This window comes from Trichodesmium erythraeum IMS101 (assembly GCF_000014265.1).
Classification (GTDB): domain Bacteria; phylum Cyanobacteriota; class Cyanobacteriia; order Cyanobacteriales; family Microcoleaceae; genus Trichodesmium; species Trichodesmium erythraeum.
Map to the genome: position 1 here is coordinate 6,411,610 of NC_008312.1, position 23,782 is coordinate 6,435,391.

The window sequence follows — 23,782 nt, forward strand, 5'->3', positions numbered from 1 at the left end:
ATTACTGAACCTTACCTGGAGTCTGTTGAATAAATCTATAAAGATTTTTATGTACTGGGTTTAAATCTGGAGGTAGTGTTAGAAAATGACTAAATCAATATTGAACACCAGGGAAAACTGTTTTTAATGTTATGAGGAGAAAAACTAAAAAAATGAACAGTAAAACTATTACTCTCCAAAAATAAAGCTTACCTTTCCCCTAAAGATTGTTCTAGCAGGGATCTCTACTTAGCCTGAGTTGTTGGGTGTGGAAAAATTGAAAATGCTCAAAAGTTTGCTCTTGATGGTTTTGAGTATTTTAATTCTTCAAAGCACGCTTAAACTAGATAAGTTTAGGGTTCAAGGGATTTTTTTTTGCTTAAATTTTAACAACTCTATTATAATTCTACCTAAAGTCATAAATAAATTATAGCATTATTTTCAGAAATTAGTATAACTTAATAGGGAAGGTAAAACTCCAAAATTCTTGTTTGTAAAAAGGATGACCAAGGTATAACCTGTAAAGTCGTAAATTTCAGGATAATTGGTAAAGTTATAACAGGGATGTCTACAATTAGTGAAAGGTTAGCAAATGAAATTTTTTTCTGTACATTCGCAGCATGGACTATATTTGAGAATAGTGAGAATGTTCTAACCGTCCTGGCGACTTCTACGTATTTGTTTTTAGGTTCCCGTTATAATCTATGAATACTATGGAAGAGAACTAACTCAGGTATAGACAAGGTATTTAATTTAATTAAGTGGGCTTAATGTTTCGGGCTTGGAACATGAAACGTGCAGTTGTGCAGAACACAAACTAAGAATCCTCGTTTCAGGAAAATCTCCGGGTCTAATAGAGAAGATGAAAGGGAATAAAACAATATTAACTGAAAATAGCTCCCCCCTGGGAATTTGGGCTAAGGAAGCTTTAGGACTTCCAGAAGTACAAGTACAGGTAAGATTGCGAGGTAATCATCTACATATTCTCTGTGAAGCAGAAAAATGTCCTGAAATGAGCTTTGCACTTGCCCAGTTTTCTCAGGCACTGAGTCAGATCAATATAGAATCTTTATTACCTCCTAATCAACCTCGGATTTACCAGACGTTTCTGTGTGGTCGTACTTTGGGACGTAGGCGACCTGACTGGACAGTAAAACTTGATAGTAATAAGGTAAGGGCTCAAAGTGGGAGACTAAATTCTCCTATCTTATCTAATGATTCAGAAACTAATTTCGATCCAACATCTACTTCTACTGCTTCTACTCCTCAAGAATACTCACAAAATTATCATGGCACTGAAGGTTTACCTGAAGAAAAATTCACAAAAATTGGTGTTGGACAATCTTCTGAACTGGATATCCATCGCGATGTTGCCTCTGAATTGCTGTTAGCTCCTGATCAGGATTTTGTCGGGTCTAATGACACATTAGATAATCTCAACTTTTTATCTCCAAAATTCGACTCAGAGACTTTTTCTAGTACTGAACCAGAAAAGTCTAAGTTAAAAACGCAGCTAGATAAACTCAAGGAATCAGATATTAATCTGATTAATTCTTCTTTAACAGTTTCTTCTAAAAGGTTAGCTAAGTATGGTCACCCAGATGCAATTGCTAGTTATCTGAGTGAAATTTTAGGTGAGTTAGGGGTCTGTGTAAATGTTAGTGTTAGAGAAAAACAATTTAAGGAAAAATTAACAGAAACAAGTTCACAATTAGAGGATGTTACTAAAAATTTTAAGTTAAAAACTCAAAAAATCTTATGGGTATCTTGTGAAGCAACTTATAGTCCCGATCCATCTCTGTTAGCTGAACCAATTACTCAAAAACTAAGAGACCTCAAACTTAAAGATTTCCATGAAGCTTTAATTTCTCTACTTGTTCGAGGTGAAACGGCTCCTGACTGGATGTTGCGAGTGGATCTAACTCCACCCGATCTGATGCTACAAGAATGGGCGAGTTGGGGGGATGTAACTGCAATTGAACGTTTGCTTAAACAAAAGCTGGCTACCCTGGGAGTTGATATTCGAGGGATCCTCAAAGAATCAACTTTACATTTATTTTGTACTAGTACTAATAATTCCAGCCAAGAGTATCCAGATCAACAGAAAACAAAAGCAGCGATCGCTTCTATATTAGCTACAATTATACCAAGAGGTATTCAAGCTGCTACCATATACGGTTGTACGGTTAATGAAAGTAACTACAAAAGGAAAGAATTTCCTCGCTGGATAGACTGGTTGAATTTACCGGCATCAGAAAATCAAGATCTATCTGCTAGTGCTGAGGTTTTGGCAAGTCAAGGAAACTATGAAGCAATTAGTTTTTTGTTAAATAGATTAGTTAATTCTAACCTTGATCAAAGACTTAAAACAGGTGGTATCCGGGTATTAATATTATCGAAGCAAGAATTATTGCATGTTATGAGCGAAGCTCCTACAAGTCCATCTCAATCTCAAGTAGGACCATGCATTGCTAATTTTTTGCGTCAACTTCAAATTCCTGGAGTTAGTGGGGTAAGGGTTTACGGTCGTCGTGCTGGTCAAAAATTACCTTTATGGCGCTACGGTATTAATTTTACTACGAAAAATCGACGATATTCTGAAAAACCTCCAGAGTTTGCTGCAACTGCCGAAATGGATTTTTTGTTGGGTAAAAGAGCAGATCGTGCTTTCCTCAAGTTAGCACCAAAAATGACTGAAAAAAGTGACTCAAGTCTTTTATATTTTCATGGGTACACATTATTTAAAGGACGTCTGTTGACAGGTATTCAGCAGTTACTTATTGGCTCGCGTTTATTTATTCCTAATGAAGAAGATTTGACAAAAATAAGTAATTCATTAACATACAATAGTCGCAGTTATGGTAAATGGTTTGCTGCTATTTCTTATGCTGCTTTGGGAATTTTATTGACGGTTCAAACTGATTTAAAAGTAGATGAAATATTAAAGAAAGTTCCAGATGTTTCTCTGTATGGAAATATTTGTCAAGGTCGAAATTGCCAAACTCAATCAGAAGAAATTGTAGATGAAAATCAAGCTTCAGGATTAATGAATTATCCTAGTTTTAATAGTCCGCAATTAGATGAACAGTTGCTTCGTTATCAACAATATTTAGAAGCAGAAAAAAAAATACCAGATATTTTAATAGTTGGTAGTTCTAGAGCTTTGAGAGGGGTCGATCCCACGGTGCTTGCTGAAAGTTTGGCAGCTTTAGGATATCCAAATTTCAGAATTTATAATTTTGGGGTAAATGGTGCAACTGCTCAAGTAGTAGATTTGATTGTACGTCAGGTTTTACCACCAGAACAATTGCCAAAATTAATTATTTTTGCTGATGGAGTTCGGGCTCTAAATAGTGGTAGAGTTGATAGAACTTTTGATATTATTGCTGGTTCTGAAGGTTATGATCAAGTAGATGCTGGTTCGTTTATTATTGGGAATAATAGATCAGACTCATCAGTTAATTATGATTTAAATAAATATAAGCAAATATTGAAAAAATTAGAGTCAAAAGTTAAGAAAATATCAGTGACTTATCAGCAGCGCGATCGCCTAAAAAGATTGATAGTATCAATTATTAAGAATCCGACAAATTTTGATTTTTTGTCTGGGGAAGGTAACCAGGATTTAGTAAAAGATCATAACCTAGAGTTAGAGCAATTTCAAGCAAATGGTTTTCTGCCAATTTCTATTAAATTTAAACCTGAAAGTTACTATCAAAATTATACTAAAGTTTCTGGTGATTACGATGCTGATTATGCTGAGTTTCAATTACGAGGAAAACAAACCACTGCACTCAAAAAATTACTACAATATACTCAGTCAATAGGGGTTAATTTTGTATTTGTAAATATGCCTTTAACTATAGTATATTTGGATGAAGTACGAACTGTTTATGAACAAGAATTTCAGGAATATATGCAACAGTTATCTGGGGAATATACTAATTTTATATTTCGAGATTTAGGCAGTGCATGGCCAGAAACTTATGACAACTTTTCTGACCCTAGTCATCTAAATCTTTACGGAGCGATCGCTGTTTCTCAAACATTAGCTGATGATCATATTATTCCTTGGCGAAAGCGTTAAATTTATGCTATGATAGATATAGATTCACAATTATTGTGCATCAAAAATAAAGGTTAAAAAACTAGCTATAACTATAGCTTAAATCGAAACCTAGGAAATAGATAAGTTGTTAAAAACTTTAATAACATATTATCAACTTAAAAAAACCATAAAATCCTAACTCTACAAAACTTGAACTGTTATTAGTATTTGTGAGAATAGGTAATTTAAATTGTTAAAATCTAAAAAAATATAGACAATTACCCCGTATCCGAATATTTAGGTCAATGTGATTACAAAATGGGTATATATTTATTGCTAACCTGAAAATTAAAATAAAAATCTCAGGAGTTTGATATGCTTAATTCCATCCAACAATTTATTCAACAGCTGCCTGAAGTATTAAAATCATTATTTATGGTAGCTTTTCCAGTATTTAACCCTCATCATAAGTTGTATTTTGTCTATACAATAGTATTTATTGTATTTATTTTGGGGGTTTATTATGTCCGTGAGTCAAAATCAAATGGTTTTGGCTTGAGAAAAGCATTAGCATATTGCTTTCCCAAATCTCTATATACTAAACAATCAGCAATTTTAGACTATCAGTGCTACCTGATTAACGGTGTATTGGCAATAATTGTTAGCCTGACTGGTTTTTTTACCCTATCACAAATTACTTCCGATTTCGTAAATCAGTTTTTATGTGGGTTATTTGGAAAGACTGAAATCCAAGTAGAAATGACTCTTGCTCTCAAAATTGTTTATACAACTTTTGCAGTTTTAGTAATAGATTTTGGTGTTTTTTTGGCTCATTATCTTCTACACAAAATTCCAGTACTTTGGGAGTTCCATAAAGCTCATCATTTAGCAGAGGGATTGAATCCTATTACAGGCTTTAGATATCATCCAATTGATATAGGATTAAAGCAAACCATGAAAATATTTTTTCTGGGAATTTATATGGGAATATTCGGTTACTTTGTTAACCAAGAAGTCAAAGCTATTACAATTGCTGGTTTACTGATATCAAGCTTTTTGTTTAGGTTTATTATTCATCTACGACACTCTCATATTTGGGTTTCTTTTGGTTGGCACTTAAGTCATATCTTCCAGAGCCCAGCTATGCACCATATTCATCATAGCGAAAAAGTAGAATATTATGACAAAAACTTTGGCTTAATATTCTCATTTTGGGACTATATGTTTGGTACAATTCACGTTCCTAAAGTCCGCGAAGAGTTAACTGTAGGACTTGGAGAAAGTGATTACCAGAATATTTGGCAACTCTATTATGTACCTTTTTTACAAGCCTATAAACTGGTGTCAAAATCCCTAGGTAAAGTAGCTAGTGCGAAGGCTAATTAAGGAAAGATGATGAGAAATAAAAGATAAGTTATTATTATAATTAATTAAGGGGAGATGGTATAACACAAAAACTATCAAAACCATCTTCCTGAAATAACCAGTTATGAAGAGCGTATCCCTGATGATGGGAATCATTCTGGCAAGATTTTATCTATCATTATTTTTGTTGCTTCATTGATATTTTTGTTGCTTCATTGATAGGTTGTCGCCTAAGATTTTCTACAAATTTTCGCCCATAATGAGGATCAGAGAAAGGAGGTTGACTATACTTTGGGCATGTCCATATTTAATAATTTTGGTCAACTTTCACTTAGGAAAATTCATCTTGACAAACCTAACTTTATTACTTTATTTTGATAAAAAACTATTACGCGATCAGGACTACTTTTTCCAGAGAATCTAGGGTTTGATTAAAAGTTAAATACAATGATATGATTGTTGTCCTAAATTGTTTAAGATATAGGTAAGGTGAAAAAACTTTATCTTGAGTTTCAATAGAAAGTCTCATTTATTTGTTCCCCTAAATAAGCCGAGATTCCTAGAAAAAGTAGGTCAAAATGAAGTTTCAGCATCTGGTTTTTCTGGGACTTAGAATACAGCATTCCAAATGCTCAAAAGCAAGTTTCAAGAGATAGTATTGCCAAGATAACTCCCAGGCCCAGAATTGTTGAGTATAATATTAGGATGAATGTTAGCGATCCTCAGAAATTAGAAAAGGATATCAAAGCGATCGCTGAGTTTCACAAATTTTTTTTTATTGATTATTTATTCATTTCAAAAGTTTTTTGAAATAGTTAAAAATATGATTAAAAAGGGTTGGTAATTACAAATAAAAATTAATAAAAGTGAATTTATTAGGCTTTTATCAAAACCATGTTAAGCAAAAATTTAGTCTATCCCAAATAGTAACATTACAAATATTATTATACGTGATTCTCAGTACATAAAACTGTACAAATATTAAAATTAAGCAGTTATTTTCTCCTACCAATAAAATTATAAGGTAAGGAAAAAAAGGTACAAATATTTTGTGCTTGTAAATGACTTTAGCATAGCTTTATTCTGGTTTCCTGTAGTTAAAAATATGAGTAAAATTTATTCCAATTCACTTCAGATATAGTATTAATTTGAGACCGTATTTACTGTTAATATCTTAATCTTTTAATGATTACTGTAGCTTCCAAAAAGATGGCTTTACCTATAGTAATTTAATAGAAAAAAAATAGTAATTTTTCCTGTGTTAAAATAATTGAAAGCATATTAAATAATTCTAACCATAGATAGAGAATTCCGTAGTATTTTCTTATCCCATTAGTTGAAAAAATATTAAAAACAAGATATATGTTTTGTTTTGAGATAAAAAAAATAAACTATCATTAGGATAAAATTTGAGATAAAAAAATAAACTATGATTAGGATAAAATATGAGCCACTATCAGAGTTAAAAGTCAATATCGGTGAAGCTAAATTATTATTCAATTAAAAGATTACCAATATGTAATAGGGAATATATAATTTACTCAATTATAAAAAACAGAAATATTGTCAAAAATATGTTGCAAAAAAAAATGGTATATTTTGACGAATTTATTATCCGTAGTCAAAGTTAAAAAAAATCTACAACCAGAGAATGGGAATAGAAGCAATGTTTAAAGATTATAAAAGCGTTGGTTATAATCTAGAAGGAGCTAATATAATTAAACGAGACTGGATAATTTAATTTTATTAATAGCTATTTCAGGCAGAATTAGTTATTTTTTATACTAAAAAATAAAAAAAAGAGGTTCAAAATATATATCAATAACTAATACAGAAAGACATAAATGAAATAAAAAAATAGTAGCTTTTTTGTAGGATTATCTTGTACTTATTGAGAAATAAATAATAATTTTTTTTTGATTAGTAGAAAATTTAATGAGGCTTAATCCTCATAGATTTATATATTATTGCAGGGGAATAAAAGCGATAAATACAGTGGTTAATTAGACCATAATTTTTGATTAAAGATAAATTTAAAAGTTAGTTTTTTTCATAATATTATTCTCTTAACTAGAATAATGATTCACCTTGACTAGGAGATTGTATTGGGTTCGCTCTTTGAACACACTACACTTCAAAATTTCTCAATAAGGGTTTCTTTTTGTTGAAATATTTTTCAGTCCCTGAAGGCTAAAACATTCTATATATGGTTTTTTAGCTAGCTTGTTACCCCGTGAATTTTTTTTACAGATACCCTCTAAGGCTTTAATATCAATTATTATGAATTAATACTATTTTTTTGTAAATTTTAAATTATTAATCAAACAAATAATTAGTTAATTTTTTTGATTATTAGCTAAACTTTTTTTCATGGATTACTAGGAAATTAAATCATTCAATAACATGATAATTGTGAGGATATATTTATGTAAAATCAGAAAAAAAAATATCTTTTAATTAACCACATTTTTTTTATAGGATGCCTCTGATAATCATAAACCAAAACAAGGGAAAAAGCAGAAAAAATAATATTAAAAATGTTAGTTTGGAAATAAGAGTAATTTCATCTTTAATATACAAATAAAAATAAGCTGCTAATTATTCTATTTTAACATTTTTTTACAGCCAAGATGTGGCATTTATGTAGGTAAAGCTATATAGCTACAAAACTTGTTTCATTACAGCTTGATTGTCATGATGAACGAACTAATTACTACTATTTATTGACTCTTTTAGAATCAATTTAAATAGAAAAAATTGATATTTCTGGTATAATTGAATTATGGCTATTATCAATTTAATAACTGATAAGGTGATAACTAAAATAACTTTTGGTTTTGAGGTGCAAATCAGCTTGTGAAGTAATCAGTACATCCTGTAATAAGGAAGCTTGAAAGACTCGAATATTTTTTTCATTTCCTATCCGAGGGGAGTATTGATATCATATCTCTGTCTTTGAACATGAAAAAAAATTAGGCAATTGAGAATATCGGATCAATTAAAGTGAGAAAAGTATTTTTATTATGGCTAATTAATGAGAGTTAACATGAAATTTTATTTTTGGTAAAATCAATAATAAACAATTACAATAATTATAGAAAACTCTGAATATACTAATAACTATGACACCAGCAGTTTTAATAGAAAATCTTCAAAAAAGTTATGGTTCATCCGTAGCAGTTAAAGACGTTTCCTTTAAGATAGAATCTGGAGAAATATTTGGTTTACTTGGCCCCAATGGTGCTGGCAAAACAACTACTCTACGCGCTCTATGTACACTAATTACACCAGATGCTGGACGCTTAGAAGTATCAGGTATTTCGGTGGTTGACCAACCAAGAATAGCCAGACAACGCCTTGGGTATGTTGCCCAAGAAGTAGCATTAGACAAAGTATTAACAGGTCGAGAACTACTGGAACTTCAAGGAGCAATATATCATATCCCTAGCAAACTGGCCAAAGAAAGAATCGACAAAGTGATTAGTCTTCTTGAGATAAAAGACTGGGCAGATAAAAAAACTGGTACTTACTCTGGTGGTATCCGTAAACGTCTTGACCTAGCAGCAGGTTTGTTACATCAACCAGATGTCTTAGTTTTAGATGAACCTACAGTCGGTTTAGATATTGACAGTAGGGTAGCCGTATGGGATTTTTTGCGTCAGTTACGCGACTCAGGCACAACAGTTTTGATCACTAGTCACTATCTTGAAGAAGTGGATGCTTTAGCAGACCGGGTAGCTATTATTGATAAAGGGGTGGTTATTGCAACTGGTACTCCTTCGGAACTTAAAGATCGAGTAGGAGGCGATCGCATCACTTTGCGCATTAGAGAATTTTCTCCTGCTGAAGAAGCAGAAAGAGCTAAAACATTACTGGCTCCCCTGCCAATAGTTCAAGAAGTTATTATCAATGCTGCTCAGGGCAATTCTTTAAACCTAGTTGTTACACCCCAGAGCGATGCTTTAATCAAAATTCAACGATCATTACAAGAAGCTGGTTTACCTATTTTTGGTATTGCTCAAGCACGACCAAGTCTAGATGACGTTTATTTAGCAGCAACAGGAAAAACCTTAATGGATGCAGAATTAGCTGCTTCTAATAGTCGAGACTTAAAAGCAGAGAAAAAACAGAGCATGCGCTAGTCAAAAGTAAACAGTCAAAACTTAAAAGTCAAAACTTAGAAAAAAATTTAGGAGTCAACAATTCAGCAAGTATTTATAATTAATATTTCACTGAGAATTTGACTCCTGATTAACCTAAAAGTCAAAACTTAAAAGTCAAAAGTCAGAAAAAAATTTAGGAGTCAACAACTCAGTAAATATTTATACTTAATCCTTTTTATAATTGTAAAGGATTTCAATTTGATTAATGTCCTAACACCTAAAAATTCTATGAATATATATCAGATCCTAAAACAAAGCCAACGTTTAAGAATTAGTGATGGCCAGACTGTTCCTATTCTCAGTGGTTGTGAAAATGTTAATCGTCTGTTAGTTTTAATCTGGTCACAATTGGGCGATTTTGATAATCTCGAATATGCTTGGTGGTTACAACGAGAATCAGCAAAATTGCAAGAATTGGGGATAACACTACGGGCGATCGGTATTGGTAATTACGCTTCTGGTGAGAGATTTTGTAAATATACCAAATTTCCCACTGAATCATTATTTGTCGATCCAGATGCCAAATTACATCAAGAATTAGAATTATATCAGGGATTAACCTGGAAATTTCCCTTATTAAATAAAGGTCAAAGTGCTTTCCTCAATTTAATGATCATGTGTGCAGGCATTGGTAGTCCAGGCACTTTAAGAGAAGTACTGAGAGGTTATCTAGGGGATAAAAAAGCACCTCAACTAATTGATGCTCATGAAGTAATTCATGCTAAACCTTTACCACCCCTAAAGGGTTCATTTTTTAACCTTGCAGGTGGAAAAGGTTGTCAACGTCCTTTTGAACTAGCAACACTCAGGTTAAGAAACATGACCGAAGTCCTAAGTAATTGGTCAACCTATATACCTAATTCTAGTTATTTAACTCAAAGAGGCGCCACTTTTCTCTTTGATCATCAGGGAAATTTGTTGTACAAACATTGCGATCGCGGCATTCTAGGTTTTGCCGAAGATAAAAGTAACCCTCTATCTTTTGTTTTAAATAGAGAATAGGGAATAGGAAAACATTAGGAAAAAATAGGTGTAGGGATATTGTCCTTTCATCCCATTTTCGCCCTTTTGTGGTGACTAAACCCCGGATTTATAAAATATTACAACATAAGTGCGGATTTCTATCAGAGCATACGCAACCAAACAAAAAAACCGGGTTTATTCCCATGACTATTGTTTTTCGCAATTCGATGGCAAATTTTGTTACCAACCCAGTTCCTACCTAAGTCGTGTCTGTTAAAGTCGATACTGGTCTAGCGTTAGTAAAAATTTCTTAATTCAGCCAGTCAGCGATCGTTCCTATTTGCTCTTTTGATAATAAAGGCGGGTTATGACCACAAGGAAAATGCTTAACATTTATTTGAGGATGAATAGATTGCATTTTCTCAATAGTTTTTGGTAACAATAAATAAGATTCTTCACCATGTAACAATAATACCGGACAACTTACTGATGACCAAGTTTGCCAAAAATCAATTGGCTTAGGTTCACCTACATTAGATCTAAATATATCTATAATGGAAAAATCGTAGTGTAATTGATATTTGTCTTCGGAAGTCTTTTTTACAGTATGTTTAGCTATATGTTCCCATTCTGAATCAGTTAAAGCACCATAACCAGAATAAAATTTTTTCACATATTCTGTTACTTGAGTCAAATTTTCAAAATCAGATCTGTCTTGACTTAAATATTGTCCTGCCCAACGTCTCAAGTTTTCAGGAAAAATCTCTGGACCAACATCATTCATAACCAATCTGTTAATTAAAGAATTGTTTTGAGAGGCAATAAACATTCCAATTAAGCCTCCCATTGATGTTCCTATCCAATCAACATTACTTAGATGTAGTTGATTAATTAAAGTTAACATATCTGAGATATAAAGAGGTAGACCATAATCAGATGAATTGAATAGCCAATCACTTTTCCCTCTGCCTACTATATCTGGGCAAATAACTCGATATTTTTGCTGCAAGGTAGCTGCTAAATAGTCAAAATCTCTCCCTGTACGACTAAAACCATGAACACAAATTAATACTCTTTTATTTTCAGGATTACCCCATTGAGTATAAGCTATCCGATGTTGACCGTTTGGGTTTTTACATTCTATATATTCATACTGTACCATGATCTTTCTTAAAGAGAATTACAATTTTTCTTGATAATATAAATACGCAATATAAATTAGGACTTACGCAAAAGCTCTAATTGTAGTAGAATTATATGAATAAATTACCAACAAGACAATACATATAGCTGTACTACGTAAGTCCTATAAATTTTATTCTTCAAATTGTGGGAAGGTTGCATAAAACCTCTGTACCTACTCCCCTATTCCTGATCCAGAAACAAAGGAAATCCTGGGTTTCTACTTAGGAGAAAGGAGAGAAAAAGGTACAAAGTGAACTCAAAAATCGCCATATTCAAGGAAGTTATAGCGATCACTTTTCAAACTTAACTGTTAATTTTTAAGTTACTCCTGCATAGTAATGATTAATTCATAAGAACAATGCCTAGCAAGGGAGCAAGATACTCCAACTGCCCTTCGTATTGACCAAAATCATTACGATAGACCACCACTACCATGAACAACCGACACTTTTAGCTTTCGGCAGGATCTATCATAATCTTGAGGTTATCAAAACTCATATTTAAGAACTCACCTTTCACAGGCGCATCTATTAAAAAGCCAATCTTAGACTCCAAGTTTGGATCATTGTCAGCAAAAGTATACTTAAACGACCATTGCTTTGTTTCTCCCCATGCAACGCGAGGCTTTGAACTAGATGTTTCAATAGCAGTAGTAAGCAATGTGCCAGGATTATCTTTATTCCCTCCCACAGTCAGGCCAATGTAATCAGCATGAGCAAGATCTGCTGATACACCGTCGTCGTTCTTGGGTCCATCGAAGTTGCAGACATCAATAGTTACAGCATATTCCCCAGGAACTAAAGGAAAATCGAAATTAATAAAGGCTTTTCCTCCGTAATCTGGAAAACTATTAGCCATTCCCAGTGTTGTTGAGCCAGCAGTGGCTTTGCAGCCCTCTGCACCATCAGGAAAGAAGTGATTCTCTGAATTTACAACCCAATCACCATCGTCTTCAATATCATTTGCAATTAGGAATATCTGTTCTTGGGCAGCGACTATAGTTGGATTCGTGCCTAAGCAAGTTAATACTAGTAGTACTGAAATTACCCATACTAGTATTGATTTCATATTAGGACCTCCAGTTTTTGTAGTTTAAATAAATACTTATGTAGTTTTTTTTCTCTATGAAAAATTGAACAACGCAGTTTTTAGCTCGGTCTGGAGATGAACCCATAAAGAATTATTTACCTTATTCTGATAAATAATAGTAAGAATTTAATATTTTTTTAATAAGTATAAATGACTATAACTTTTTTATTGTATAGCAATCGAATTAAGATGTGAGAAACAAAAACTTTAGGGTCCTTGTCTTTTCATCCTATTTTGCCCTCTTAATATGCTGTTGCTGCACAAGATATAGCAGATTTAGTTTATGAAGCTTTCAGTGATATTGGTAGAGTTAAAGTTTTTACCCCAGATATGATGATAAGTTGTTTTTGTCTATTAAATAGCGATTTTTGGCTTCTTCCAAACAAACAACAAGAAGATTCAGACCAAACCCTGGAGGCAATTAAGCGTCGTCCGGGTCAAGCTCAACTGATTATTTTGCTTGATAGTAAAGTTTTCCCAACTATTCCTAGTATAGCGTGATTAGAAAAAGTCCCCACCTATACTTATTCTTAGCTAATCGTTTATATAAATGAGTCGGGTATGAATAGCCAAAACAGTAAGATAATGGATAGATCAAAAAGGAGAACAATTCTACTCACTTTATACAGGGAAACCTCAAGAGCGTATCAACATGATTGCTGCCCTGTGAATAGGTAAGCCTAAAAGCTACATGGGTGAAAATCTAGCTAAATTCTAGTCAGGGCCTTAGCTGCGATCGCTACCTTCATTCAACAAAGTCCCAGGAACATCTACTTTCCTTCTTTATCCTTACTTCTTCCTTCTTCCCTTTCCCTTCTTTCTATAATCAAGACTCTTGACTAGTAACTAAGCTCTGGAGACCTTTTATCATAAAAAAAGCGTTGCTGAATTAAGGTATGATTTTAGTCCATAGCGATCGCTATGAATATCTATAAGTAACTGAAACATCCCAAAATTGATATTTACTGAACCAGTAAGAGAATTGAATGCTTTAACCTCTCGGAATTATTTTGAGTAGCAAAAAGTCCTTCGATGTCATCTGGCAAGATAATGCCGAAGTCTAGTATTTTCTTCTTCTACTCTGGTCATATAGGTTTTGCCGATAATTTTATCCCCATAATTAATAGGCCTTGGCATATACTTTCCATCCATCTGTAACTTAAAAATAACATTCCCCTTTTTTCACTTGTTCCCATAAAGGATAAAATGTTTTTCCACTAGGATTTCCAATAACCCATTCTAAAATTCCTTATGATTAACTCCAAATTTTTTAGCTCTGTCTGCCAATTTAAACTATGGATTTAGTTTGACATCTTTTTCTAATTCTTTCAAATCTAATTTTCTGCGACGACATTCTACCTTAGTTGCTTCCAATTTTGAGCGAGATAACCATCTACATATCGAAGCTATTCCTATCCCAAATACATGAGCTACTTCGGTGAGTTTACTACCATTTTCTACAAAATTTATGACTTTTTGTATGAAGTCTAAACTGTAAAGCATAGTGAAAAATAATTTATAGTTGACTTAAAATTATTCTTCTCAATTTTTCTCTTAATCTTAATTAAAACAACTATAAATGATTTTATTGTTACAGAGCTAGATTTTGCTTCTCCCGGTTTAACTACGCTAATGGGTGATTTTGTGACTCCACAACCAGGTATTACTGAACTTACTCCATCTCCTGTCATCTTAGAACTACTCCCGGAAGTAGTGGGAAATGTTGCCCCTTCTGTAATTGAGTGATTCGAGTATATTTGTGAATGTAGAATTATGAGCACATTTTCATGTTGCATTTCCCTAGGGCACAAAAGTCTCACCCACCCATTTCAAAAGATTTTTTGGAAGAAATAACAGCAAAATTTAAGCCCTTTTCCATAATAGGTAAAGAGTCATGGTTTCCTGCTATCTAGTAATTAGGAATATTGAGGGGACTAATTAAGGAAACCAGACATTGGTATGCTCCGAGGCTTTCATCCTTGACAACGCCCCTGGTCAATAGCAGTGCATCTAGTTGAGGTTGTAATTGTCCCAGTTTCTCTAAAAGCTTCAGGAAAGAGGTTTGGCCAGACACTCCATAAGTTTTTCCCAAAGTTAGGTCTGTAAATAGATGGGTGTCAGTCATTTGAGTAACAGTGATAGGAGATTTAGAAATCATGATTAATTAGAAAATTTTGATACAGCAGTTTGAAAAAATATGTGGTGTACGTTTTAAACTCAAACCCTAGAATATAAAAATCTTGCTAGCTACGGTTATAACTCACTGATATAAAACACCTTTTATTGATAGCTTCAAGTATTTGTCCATATTGCTTGAAAAACAAGGCCATCAGTAATTTAAACCTCGTTTAGTTTGAGGCTTGCTATATTTTCTGGAATAGTGTAAGATAAAAAGTAGTTTAGTAAGAACGGCGGCATGGCCAAGTGGTAAGGCAAGGGTCTGCAAAATCCTTATTCCCCAGTTCGAATCTGGGTGCCGCCTTTAAGTTTAGTTGTAACCTATCAATATTAATTAATCTATTGAGCAAAAAATCAATAAATAAGGTTATAGGTTTTTAGGTTTTTCTCTTTTTAGAGGTTGAAAAAAATCAGCTTTAATATTTCTAGAAAAATAATAATTGATAGCCCTCTTTTGTAAGTAATAAGTTATTAAAGATAGCTGATAGCTGAGGGCTGAAAGCCGAGGACTTATGACTCGCTTCTAATACTAAGCGTGAAAAAAAGAATGTTACAAATAATCTGGGTACAAAAAGAAAATTTAAAAAGAAAATTTAATCAGATTTCCCTTGAATTAAAAAGAAATTTTTCAACTAATATAATGAGATTTAAACTATTTATTCTGACTCCTTAGTACTTTATCCTAAATCTTAAATAGTAGACTAAATATTTGTAGCAAAAGTTTATTTTTCTGTTATAACTACTTTTCTAATGATGGTAGGTAACTAACTTTAGCCCATGCAGCAATAATATTACCTAACCATTGAATATTGTCATAAGACTGATAAGCAAGGAGTTGATAATCTTGATGGGTAGTTTTGATTAATAAACCCCATGATGATAATCTATTTCTTTTAAAACCGCTAGTTTTAATTTGTTGTATATATTTAATTTTTGAGCGTCTAATTTCGTGTTTTTTTTCTTTAAAATTACCTAATTTTTCATTGAAAACCAGGTAGTCAAGTCTTAAGTCAAATCTAGCTTTTGCTAGAAAAAAATATATGATTATATAGACTTGATCAACAATTTTAGCAACAAAAAAATACATCACTAAAGGAATAAATAAAAATATAAAAGTTAAAATAATAATTAAATAATCTTGAATCAGGAGAAATGAAGTTATTAGCAATATAGCAATAAAAATACAGAATAGTAGCCAAGCTAAAAGGCGTATCATTGAGAATATTATTAAATATCTCATGCCATTTGGACGGTAAACTAATAGAAGCTCACTGTGAGAAGAGTAGAAGATTTTAAATCCTTTCGGAGGTGGAATAATCGGTAACATAATAGGAGCAAAGATCATTAAAGATTTTCAATATTTGTTGCTAGGAAAAAAAATTAATTATACTAAAGATAAATTTTTTTTCATAAAGAAATTCTCAACTTAATTTTTTCTATAAGTTTTTGATAATTGGCATTAATTAGGTTCAGATCAATAAAGTAGACATTTGGTGAGCAAGGTACCTACACTATAAATATTTAATCAGAAAAGTTGGTATTTGTACCCATTGTCTATTGTCAGAGAGCATCCTATTTATATCAATTACTAACTAATAATAGCATTAGCATAATTATTAACTTGTTTCCAACTAAAATTTAATTTATTTTTTTCTTTTAACTGCAAAACTTTAACTGAGTAAAAAGCAAAACAATTTCATCAATAGCATTTCTTAAATATTTAGTTTCTAAATCAGATTGATTAACAATAACACTAAAAACTAAAGGTTCAAAATTAATAGGTTGCACATATCCTGCCAAACCAGAAACCCCACTAATTGTTCCTGTTTTTGCTTGTATATTTCCGGTAGCAAAACTATTTATAAAACGCCGACTTAATGTACCACTGACACCAGCAATAGGTAAAGAATTTCTATAAGCATTAGCCCAGGGAGAATTAGCCATAATTCTGAGAGTTTGTACCAAAGCCTCCGGACTAACTAAATTATGACGAGACAAACCAGAACCATCATTTAATCTAAAACTATTGGGAGTAACTCCTAACCTAGTCAAAATTACTTTTACCTCCTCCAAACTTTTTGCCAAAGTCTGATAGTCAGATTTTTTATTAGGAACTAATTTACTCCTAACCCCTAGTTGACGTAATAAAGCTTCTGCATAAACATTATTACTTTTTTTATTTACTTCCTCTATTAGTTCTCCCACCGTAGGAGACTCGACAAAAGCTAATTCAGTCAAGTTTAAATTAGAAGTTATTTGTGAACTTTTAACTATTCGAGAAACACTAATTCCTTCTAACTCTAAAACCCGACGAAAATTATTTAAAAAATTATCGGCTGGTTCCACAACTGCCACATAAACAGGTTCCGATGCCGAGCCAATTCGGAGTTGCCCAGATATACGAATTATTGGTTGAATAAAATCTCGCCCTACTTCAACAAACTCTTTTTTATTTGTCGCTACAGTCACCGAATTATTTTCAATTTGCCATTTTTTACTTTCCGCCGGATTAACAAAAGTAACTTTTAAAGGTTGACCATTACCTTGAGGCGATAAAACTAAATCTATAGCATTTTGATTAAATATTAAACTATTAATTGGTGCCCCATAACCAGCTTGGACATCTTCCCATTCCCAATTAGAATTAACTGCCATTCCTTGAAAATAAGTATCATCAGAAATTAGTTGATTAATATTTTCTATACCCCCCTCTTTTAGTTGTTCAGCCAAACTTTTTAATTGAGTTTCTGCTAAACTAGGATCTCCTCGTCCCACAATATATATATTACCTTTCCCATCACCATAAATAGAAGTTCTAATTCTAAAATTAGGTTTTAGTTCTTTTAATACTGCTGCAGTTGTTAATAGTTTAGCTGTAGAGGCAGGGGTAAAATAATATTCAGCATCTCGGCTATAAATTTTCCTTTTTCCAGATAAAGTTTCCACTAAAATTCCCCACCGAGAGCGATTAAATATTGGGCGATTTATTATAGAATTAATAGCATTATTTAATTCTATCGGACAAATTTTTCTAGTCGTTTCTTGGCTAAGTGCTATTAATGAATTTATAAATATGATCAAGAAAGTAATTGTAATTTGTTTAAGGAAAATTTTTAACATTTGCTATCTACTAAAAATAGAGTATAATACTAAGCTTTCTGAGTTTTTACTGCATTTTTTAATTTATAATTAGGGAAGTAAGGGGGAAGTAAAAATAAAAATAAAAATAAAAATAATTAATACTAATTAGCTCATAATTATTAAAATATTGTTCGGCATAATTTAATTATTTAATAATTGAGTTTTTACCTAAGTAAATAATTCTTTTTTTTTGCCATTTTTATAACATTTATTTCACTGGTTTTCAGACAAAATAGAGTTTTTAGACTCAGCTATTTGTATAATCTATAAATTAAGAGAATTTATCAAACTGGTTGATAACAATAATTCTAATATATTAAGAATATTCTGGTTAAATGTAGATTTTTACTTATATTGATTTCCAGTAGAAAAAAAGCTGATTTTCTCGTTAGGCATTTACTTATCAGAAAATTATAGCTGATTTTTTGGTTATACTTATTCTCAAATTAAACATTTTTAAACTCATAGAAAATGATGATTCAATTGCAGTTGTTAATAGTTTAGCTGTAGAGGCAGGGGTGAAATAATATTCAGCATCTCGGCTATAAATTTTCCTTTTTCCAGATAAAGTTTCCACTAAAATTCCCCACCGAGAGCGATTAAATATTGGGCGATTTATTATAGAATTAATAGCATTATTTAATTCTATCGGACAAATTTTTCTAGTCGTTTCTTGGCTAAGTGCTATTAATGAATTTATAAATATGATCAAGAAAGTAATTGTAATTTGTTTAAGGAAAATTTTTAACATTTGCTATCTACTAAAAATAGAGTATAGTACTAAGCTTTCTGAGCTTTTACTGCATTTTTTAATTTATAATTAGAGAAGTAAGGGGGAAGTAAAAATAAAAATAAAAATAATTAATACTAATTAGCTCATAATTATTAAAATATTGTTCGGCATAATTTAATTATTTAATGATTGAGTTTTTACCTAAGTAAATAATTCTTTTTTTTGCCCTTTTTATAACATTTATTTCACTGGTTTTCAGACAAAATAGAGTTTTTAGACTCAGCTATTTGTATAATCTATAAATTAAGAGAATTTATAAAACTGGTTGATAACAATAATTCTAATATATTAAGAATATTCTGGTTAAATGTAGATTTTTACTTATATTGATTTCCAGTAGAAAAAAAGCTGATTTTCTCGTTAGGCATTTACTTATCAGAAAATTATAGCTGATTTTTTGGTTATACTTATTCTCAAATTAAACATTTTTAAACTCATAGAAAATGATGATTCAATTCTACAGAAAATAATAACAAAAATAGTCTCGTCAGTATTAGCAGTTAAAAACTATTTTCACTATACATCAATACCTACAATAGTTTGATATTGTTAGTAGGAATTAAACTATTGACTGACTTATATTTTATACTAAAACTCACATAATAACTATCATATTTTTTGTGTTATAGTTGCAGTTTTGATAACTAAACTATCAGGAATTAATTTATAAACTATTCGTAATGATTCAGATATTATGTAAAAGCCTATAAATATTGACGGTAACAAAATAAATATGATGTAGTAGTGATAGTGAAATGTTCCAAAAACGAGCACCCTAATTTTACACTAATGATACTATCGGACATAATATAATTATTGCTTAAATTACTAAAACATATTCTAGTATAAAAAAGCCTAAATTTGAGTCTAGGAAACGGAGTTACTTTAACACTATAAAAATGCATTTCTCAAGGTAATTAAGAATTTATATTTGTTTTGTGTAAATCCCAATTCATCTCCTAAAATTAATCTAAATAGAAATAAAGCTTATAGTAATCATGATTGTATCTAACTCAGATAATATAATTCATCTTAGGAAGATAGTTGACAAAATCCCTAAATTATAAGCAAAAAACATTATTACAAAAAGTATAGATTTAACAGTACTATTTTGGAAGAGTATAATTTTAAAATTGCAAAACAAAAAGAAGCAATTAAGCCTTTAGAAAATAATTTAGTGCGGGCATATTGCCCGCGTACCTGTACCTTATAACAACAGAAAGCGCTGTATGTCTCAGAAGCTGATAGCTGATAGCTGGCTGCTAAATGCTTAGGAAATATGGTCAAACATATTACTTCAAATACCTAATCTTTGATAGACATCATCTAAATGTTTTAAGTGGTGTTTTGCGTCAAAACAAGCTGTAATTTCTACCTCAGATAAGTGACTTTTAATCTGTTCATTTTGACTAATTAAATCTTGAAAATTACCATTTGGTTGATTCCATGCTTTATGAGCACAAGACTGAACAATTTTATAAGCATCTTCTCGGATCATGCCTTTTTCTACTAAAGCTAAAAGCACTCGTTGGCTAAAAATTACCCCTCCATAAACATTCATATTTCGTTTCATGTTTTCTGGGTACACTAACAATTTCTTGACTAACTCAGTAGTTTCTTTAAGCATAAAATGAGTCAAAATACAAGCATCTGGTAAAATAACTCTTTCTACTGAACTATGAGAAATATCTCGTTCGTGCCAAAGGGCAACATTTTCCAAAGCAGCAACAGCATAACTGCGCACAATTCTTGCCATTCCTGTTAACCTTTCCGAACGGATAGGGTTACGTTTGTGAGGCATGGCACTAGAACCTTTTTGACCTTGAGAAAAATATTCCTCAACCTCCAATACATCTGTGCGTTGGAGGTTTCGAATTTCCACCGCAAAACGCTCAATAGAAGCAGTTAGCAAGGCGAGGGTTTGTATATACTCAGCATGACGATCGCGAGAAATTACCTGAGTAGAAGCTGTATCCGGTTCAAGTTCCAATTTTTGACAAGCGATCGCCTCAACTCGTGGATCAATATTTGCATAAGTTCCCACTGCCCCAGAAATTTTCCCCACAGCAATATTCTGACGTAGTTGTACTAACCTCTGACGATGACGACAAACCTCTGCCAACCATCCTGCTAATTTAAAACCAAACGTCATTGGTTCTGCATGAATACCATGGGAGCGCCCAACCATGACAGTTTTCCGATGTTGTTGTGCTTGATAGCGAATTGCTTGTCCTAATTCTTCTATACACGACAACAACAGATCAAGACTCCCTATCATTTGTAATGCCAGGGCAGTATCCAAAACATCAGAACTTGTTAAACCCAGGTGAATATATCGTCCGACATCACCAACATATTCATTAACATTTGTTAAAAAGGCAATCATATCATGGCGGACTTCCTCTTCAATTTCCAATACCCGCTTTAGGTCAAAATTAGCCTTGGCCTTAATTTCTGCTACGGCCTCAGCAGGTATATAACCAAGTTCTGCCTGAGCTTCACAGACAGCTATTTCCACTTGTAGCCAAGTTTTTAGCTTGGTATTATCAGTCCAAAGTTCACCCATTTCGGGTAAAGTATAACGCTCTATCACACTCTATCTGTAACTCAAACAACCGTTACATTGTACTACTGAGGACTAGGTATTATATCATTTTAAAAAATGATTATTACAAGGTATTAAGTGTTAGGTTCTAGGTTTTAGGTTTTAGGTGTTTAGTACTCCTGATTTTTGGCCACATAACCTTGTGTATTCATAAAATCTAAGAGAATTTTTTGATGAAATTCACCAAGCGATCGCTCCATTCCAGCATTTTCAGAATAAGCTTTACCTGTTTTAATTTCAGTGGGAGTTAATAGCCCCATATCCCAACCTTCTCCCAAAACTAAATCTTTTAATTCCACAGTTAAAGGAGCATAAAATACATGACGAACAACATTCGTATCATAGTAAACACCAAACTCCCAAATCATATCAGGTTTATAACCTATTTCTTCAACTAATTCTCGTTTTATAGCCACCTGTGGTATTTCTCCCGGTTCTATATGACCGCCAAAAAAAGCCCATTGACCAGGGTGAGCAATACCGGGAATATCGTCTCGTAATTGTAGGAGAAATTTCTCTTCTCGGTAAAGAATAGCGATCGCCACATGAGGTATATTATTATTCATAATTCTCTTCTTCTATTCGTTCTAACTCCTCTATATAAAAATCTCCAACATCCTTATTTCCTAATTGGGGGACCACAATACTTTGATAATGTATTTTTCCTTTAATTGTTATTTTTGCTCCTATCTTTGGTAATTCTGCTCTAGTAAGTATCCAAATACTACCTGTACTATCTGTTAACTCATAAGCACCTGTTTCTAAGAATGGAGCACGGCCCTCTACAACACCTTTTAAATAAACTTGATTATCAATTTTACCCTTTCTTTGAATTTTCCCAATCCAACTTACATTAAGATTTAATTTAATAGCTGTTTCTGTAATTTGATTACAACCAATTAGTCCACTCACCAAAAATATAATCAAAATCATTCTGAATTGAACTAAAAATTGATTTAATAAAGAAGAAGTAAACAGTAAAACATTAGATAAAAATCTATGGGATATTAATATTTGTATGTAATTCATTCCTCAAACTTTTTTCCCTATTTACATACATAATAATTTTCTAATTAATTATTACTATAGCAATTACAATTAGTAACATAACCTATGCACGCAAACCCAAAAATCTAGTTGTTTTCTTAGATGTCTATTATTAAAAACAAATATTTATCTTCAAACCGGGAGCGACCATAGGTAAGTCCTATATTTAAAAAATTACAAAATATACTTTTATATACTGATAATAATACTATTATTATTTATCTTATTAATAAGATACAGCAGATTCCATATAAGTGAGGTCAAATATTAAAATTAAAACCTCTAGTATAGACAGGATAACTGCTAGTACTGAACTGAAATAAAATTTGCCCTTGGTTTTAAAACTCAAACATAAAATAACAATGACAAATAAATTAGATGGTAAAGCATTAGCCAAAAAAATCAAAGCAGAACTCCAACAAAAAGTTCAATCTCTACAAATCAAGATTGGCCGTCCTCCTGGTTTAGCAGTATTAATGGTCGGAGATAACCCTGCCAGTGGAGTGTATGTCCGCAACAAAGAAAAAGCTTGTACCCAAGTAGGTATTACCTCCCTGGGAAAACATTTTCCTACCCAAACTTCTCAAGCTCAACTAGGCCAAGTTATTCAAAAATTAAACCAAGATCCACAAGTAGATGGTATTCTTGTACAGTTACCCCTACCAAAACATTTAGACTCTACTTCATTACTCTATCAAATTGACCCTAGCAAAGACGTAGATGGACTCCATCCCATGAATCTTGGACAACTGCTCCGTGGTGAAAAGGGTTTACGCAGTTGTACTCCCGCAGGAGTGATGCGTTTGCTACAAGAATATAAAATTGAATTACAAGGAAAACATGCAGTTATATTAGGGCGAAGTATTTTAGTAGGCAAACCAATGGCGTTAATGTTACTTGAGGCTAATAGTACAGTAACTATTGCTCATTCCCGGTCTAAGAACTTGGAAGCCATTACTAAAAAAGCAGATATTCTGATCACTGCGGTAGGTAGACCAAAGATGATTTCTGCTGAGATGGTCAAACCAGGAGCAGTAGTAATAGACGTAGGAATTAACCGAGTTATAGATGAAGCGGGTAATAGTCAGTTAGTAGGAGATGTTCAATTTAACTCTGTGGCACAAGTTGCAGAATATATTACACCTGTGCCTGGTGGAATAGGCCCGATGACCGTAGCAATGTTATTACAAAATACTGTAGAACGTTGGAGTACTTTAGTGGAATAA

Annotated in this window: 15 protein-coding genes, 1 tRNA gene and 2 pseudogenes; 7 read left to right on the plus strand and 11 right to left on the minus strand. The window is 32.3% G+C overall.

The window, feature by feature from the left end; translation table 11 throughout:
* Nucleotides 1–841 precede the first annotated feature (841 nt).
* The 4 genes from TERY_RS19995 to TERY_RS20010 all read left to right on the plus strand — a co-directional run bounded on the left by TERY_RS19995 (nt 842) and on the right by TERY_RS20010 (nt 10,557).
* Nucleotides 842–4,066, plus strand: coding sequence for a DUF1574 family protein (locus TERY_RS19995; protein ID WP_011613494.1), 3,225 nt, complete (start codon nt 842–844; stop codon nt 4,064–4,066).
* Nucleotides 4,067–4,402: 336 nt separating this feature from the next.
* On the plus strand, nt 4,403–5,413 hold the full coding sequence (locus tag TERY_RS20000) for a sterol desaturase family protein (RefSeq protein ID WP_011613495.1): 1,011 nt from the start codon (nt 4,403–4,405) through the stop codon (nt 5,411–5,413).
* 3,101 nt (nt 5,414–8,514) lie between these two features.
* Nucleotides 8,515–9,534 (plus strand): daunorubicin resistance protein DrrA family ABC transporter ATP-binding protein, encoded by a 1,020-nt coding sequence (locus TERY_RS20005; protein WP_011613496.1) that lies wholly within the window; start codon nt 8,515–8,517, stop codon nt 9,532–9,534.
* Between the two features lie 249 nt (nt 9,535–9,783).
* Nucleotides 9,784–10,557, plus strand: coding sequence for an AhpC/TSA family protein (locus tag TERY_RS20010; RefSeq protein WP_011613497.1), 774 nt, complete (start codon nt 9,784–9,786; stop codon nt 10,555–10,557).
* A gap of 271 nt (nt 10,558–10,828) precedes the next feature.
* Here the strand turns inward: TERY_RS20010 and TERY_RS20015 are convergent, their stop codons facing one another.
* Nucleotides 10,829–11,680 carry an alpha/beta fold hydrolase gene (locus TERY_RS20015; RefSeq protein WP_011613498.1) on the minus strand — a complete coding sequence of 284 codons (852 nt, stop codon included), beginning with the start codon at nt 11,678–11,680 and terminating at the stop codon, nt 10,829–10,831.
* Nucleotides 11,681–12,153: 473 nt separating this feature from the next.
* On the minus strand, nt 12,154–12,771 hold the full coding sequence (locus tag TERY_RS20020; protein WP_011613499.1) for a hypothetical protein: 618 nt from the start codon (nt 12,769–12,771) through the stop codon (nt 12,154–12,156).
* Nucleotides 12,772–13,122: 351 nt separating this feature from the next.
* Between TERY_RS20020 and TERY_RS33660 the strand changes: the two genes are divergently transcribed.
* Nucleotides 13,123–13,293 (plus strand): hypothetical protein, encoded by a 171-nt coding sequence (locus tag TERY_RS33660; protein WP_155994519.1) that lies wholly within the window; start codon nt 13,123–13,125, stop codon nt 13,291–13,293.
* Between the two features lie 461 nt (nt 13,294–13,754).
* Here TERY_RS33660 and TERY_RS37510 read toward each other — a convergent pair.
* From TERY_RS37510 to TERY_RS20030, 3 genes and pseudogenes are all read right to left on the minus strand, one after another.
* A pseudogene (locus TERY_RS37510) lies at nt 13,755–14,041 on the minus strand (IS1 family transposase); the annotation flags it as partial.
* 47 nt (nt 14,042–14,088) lie between these two features.
* Nucleotides 14,089–14,295 (minus strand): annotated as a pseudogene (locus TERY_RS20025) (IS630 transposase-related protein); the annotation flags it as partial.
* 406 nt (nt 14,296–14,701) lie between these two features.
* Nucleotides 14,702–14,950 (minus strand): 3',5'-cyclic-nucleotide phosphodiesterase, encoded by a 249-nt coding sequence (locus TERY_RS20030; protein ID WP_011613501.1) that lies wholly within the window; start codon nt 14,948–14,950, stop codon nt 14,702–14,704.
* Between the two features lie 252 nt (nt 14,951–15,202).
* Between TERY_RS20030 and TERY_RS20035 the strand changes: the two genes are divergently transcribed.
* A tRNA-Cys gene (locus TERY_RS20035) sits at nt 15,203–15,274 on the plus strand.
* 435 nt (nt 15,275–15,709) lie between these two features.
* Here the strand turns inward: TERY_RS20035 and TERY_RS20040 are convergent.
* From TERY_RS20040 to TERY_RS20065, 6 genes are all read right to left on the minus strand, one after another.
* On the minus strand, nt 15,710–16,315 hold the full coding sequence (locus tag TERY_RS20040; protein ID WP_011613502.1) for a hypothetical protein: 606 nt from the start codon (nt 16,313–16,315) through the stop codon (nt 15,710–15,712).
* A 311-nt stretch (nt 16,316–16,626) separates the two neighbouring features.
* The gene (gene dacB, locus TERY_RS20045) at nt 16,627–18,090 is read right to left on the minus strand and encodes a D-alanyl-D-alanine carboxypeptidase/D-alanyl-D-alanine endopeptidase (protein WP_011613503.1); all 1,464 of its coding nucleotides are present in this window, start codon (nt 18,088–18,090) and stop codon (nt 16,627–16,629) included.
* Nucleotides 18,091–18,514: 424 nt separating this feature from the next.
* Entirely contained in the window at nt 18,515–18,862 is a 348-nt protein-coding gene (locus TERY_RS20050; protein ID WP_011613504.1) for a D-alanyl-D-alanine carboxypeptidase, read from the minus strand.
* 1,339 nt (nt 18,863–20,201) lie between these two features.
* Nucleotides 20,202–21,497 (minus strand): adenylosuccinate lyase, encoded by a 1,296-nt coding sequence (purB, locus tag TERY_RS20055; RefSeq protein ID WP_011613505.1) that lies wholly within the window; start codon nt 21,495–21,497, stop codon nt 20,202–20,204.
* Nucleotides 21,498–21,619: 122 nt separating this feature from the next.
* On the minus strand, nt 21,620–22,075 hold the full coding sequence (locus TERY_RS20060; protein WP_011613506.1) for an NUDIX domain-containing protein: 456 nt from the start codon (nt 22,073–22,075) through the stop codon (nt 21,620–21,622).
* Entirely contained in the window at nt 22,068–22,538 is a 471-nt protein-coding gene (locus TERY_RS20065; RefSeq protein WP_011613507.1) for a hypothetical protein, read from the minus strand. Before TERY_RS20065 ends, TERY_RS20060 begins: the two co-directional genes overlap by 8 nt.
* Nucleotides 22,539–22,918: 380 nt before the next feature.
* Here TERY_RS20065 and folD point away from each other — a divergent pair, with 380 nt between their 5' ends.
* The gene (gene folD, locus TERY_RS20070; RefSeq protein ID WP_011613508.1) at nt 22,919–23,782 is read left to right on the plus strand and encodes a bifunctional methylenetetrahydrofolate dehydrogenase/methenyltetrahydrofolate cyclohydrolase FolD; all 864 of its coding nucleotides are present in this window, start codon (nt 22,919–22,921) and stop codon (nt 23,780–23,782) included.

Excerpts from the sequence above, each read along its gene's own strand:
- TERY_RS20005 (WP_011613496.1), top strand. The coding sequence starts at position 8,515 with ATGACACCAGCAGTTTTAATAGAAAATCTTCAAAAAAGTTATGGTTCA.
- TERY_RS19995 (WP_011613494.1), top strand. The coding sequence starts at position 842 with ATGAAAGGGAATAAAACAATATTAACTGAAAATAGCTCCCCCCTGGGA.
- TERY_RS20000 (WP_011613495.1), top strand. The coding sequence starts at position 4,403 with ATGCTTAATTCCATCCAACAATTTATTCAACAGCTGCCTGAAGTATTA.
- TERY_RS20030 (WP_011613501.1), bottom strand. The coding sequence starts at position 14,950 with ATGATTTCTAAATCTCCTATCACTGTTACTCAAATGACTGACACCCAT.
- TERY_RS20010 (WP_011613497.1), top strand. The coding sequence starts at position 9,784 with ATGAATATATATCAGATCCTAAAACAAAGCCAACGTTTAAGAATTAGT.
- TERY_RS20060 (WP_011613506.1), bottom strand. The coding sequence starts at position 22,075 with ATGAATAATAATATACCTCATGTGGCGATCGCTATTCTTTACCGAGAA.
- TERY_RS20015 (WP_011613498.1), bottom strand. The coding sequence starts at position 11,680 with ATGGTACAGTATGAATATATAGAATGTAAAAACCCAAACGGTCAACAT.
- dacB (WP_011613503.1), bottom strand. The coding sequence starts at position 18,090 with ATGTTAAAAATTTTCCTTAAACAAATTACAATTACTTTCTTGATCATA.
- TERY_RS20065 (WP_011613507.1), bottom strand. The coding sequence starts at position 22,538 with ATGAATTACATACAAATATTAATATCCCATAGATTTTTATCTAATGTT.
- folD (WP_011613508.1), top strand. The coding sequence starts at position 22,919 with ATGACAAATAAATTAGATGGTAAAGCATTAGCCAAAAAAATCAAAGCA.
- TERY_RS20050 (WP_011613504.1), bottom strand. The coding sequence starts at position 18,862 with ATGTTAAAAATTTTCCTTAAACAAATTACAATTACTTTCTTGATCATA.
- TERY_RS20040 (WP_011613502.1), bottom strand. The coding sequence starts at position 16,315 with ATGATCTTTGCTCCTATTATGTTACCGATTATTCCACCTCCGAAAGGA.
- TERY_RS20020 (WP_011613499.1), bottom strand. The coding sequence starts at position 12,771 with ATGAAATCAATACTAGTATGGGTAATTTCAGTACTACTAGTATTAACT.
- TERY_RS33660 (WP_155994519.1), top strand. The coding sequence starts at position 13,123 with ATGATGATAAGTTGTTTTTGTCTATTAAATAGCGATTTTTGGCTTCTT.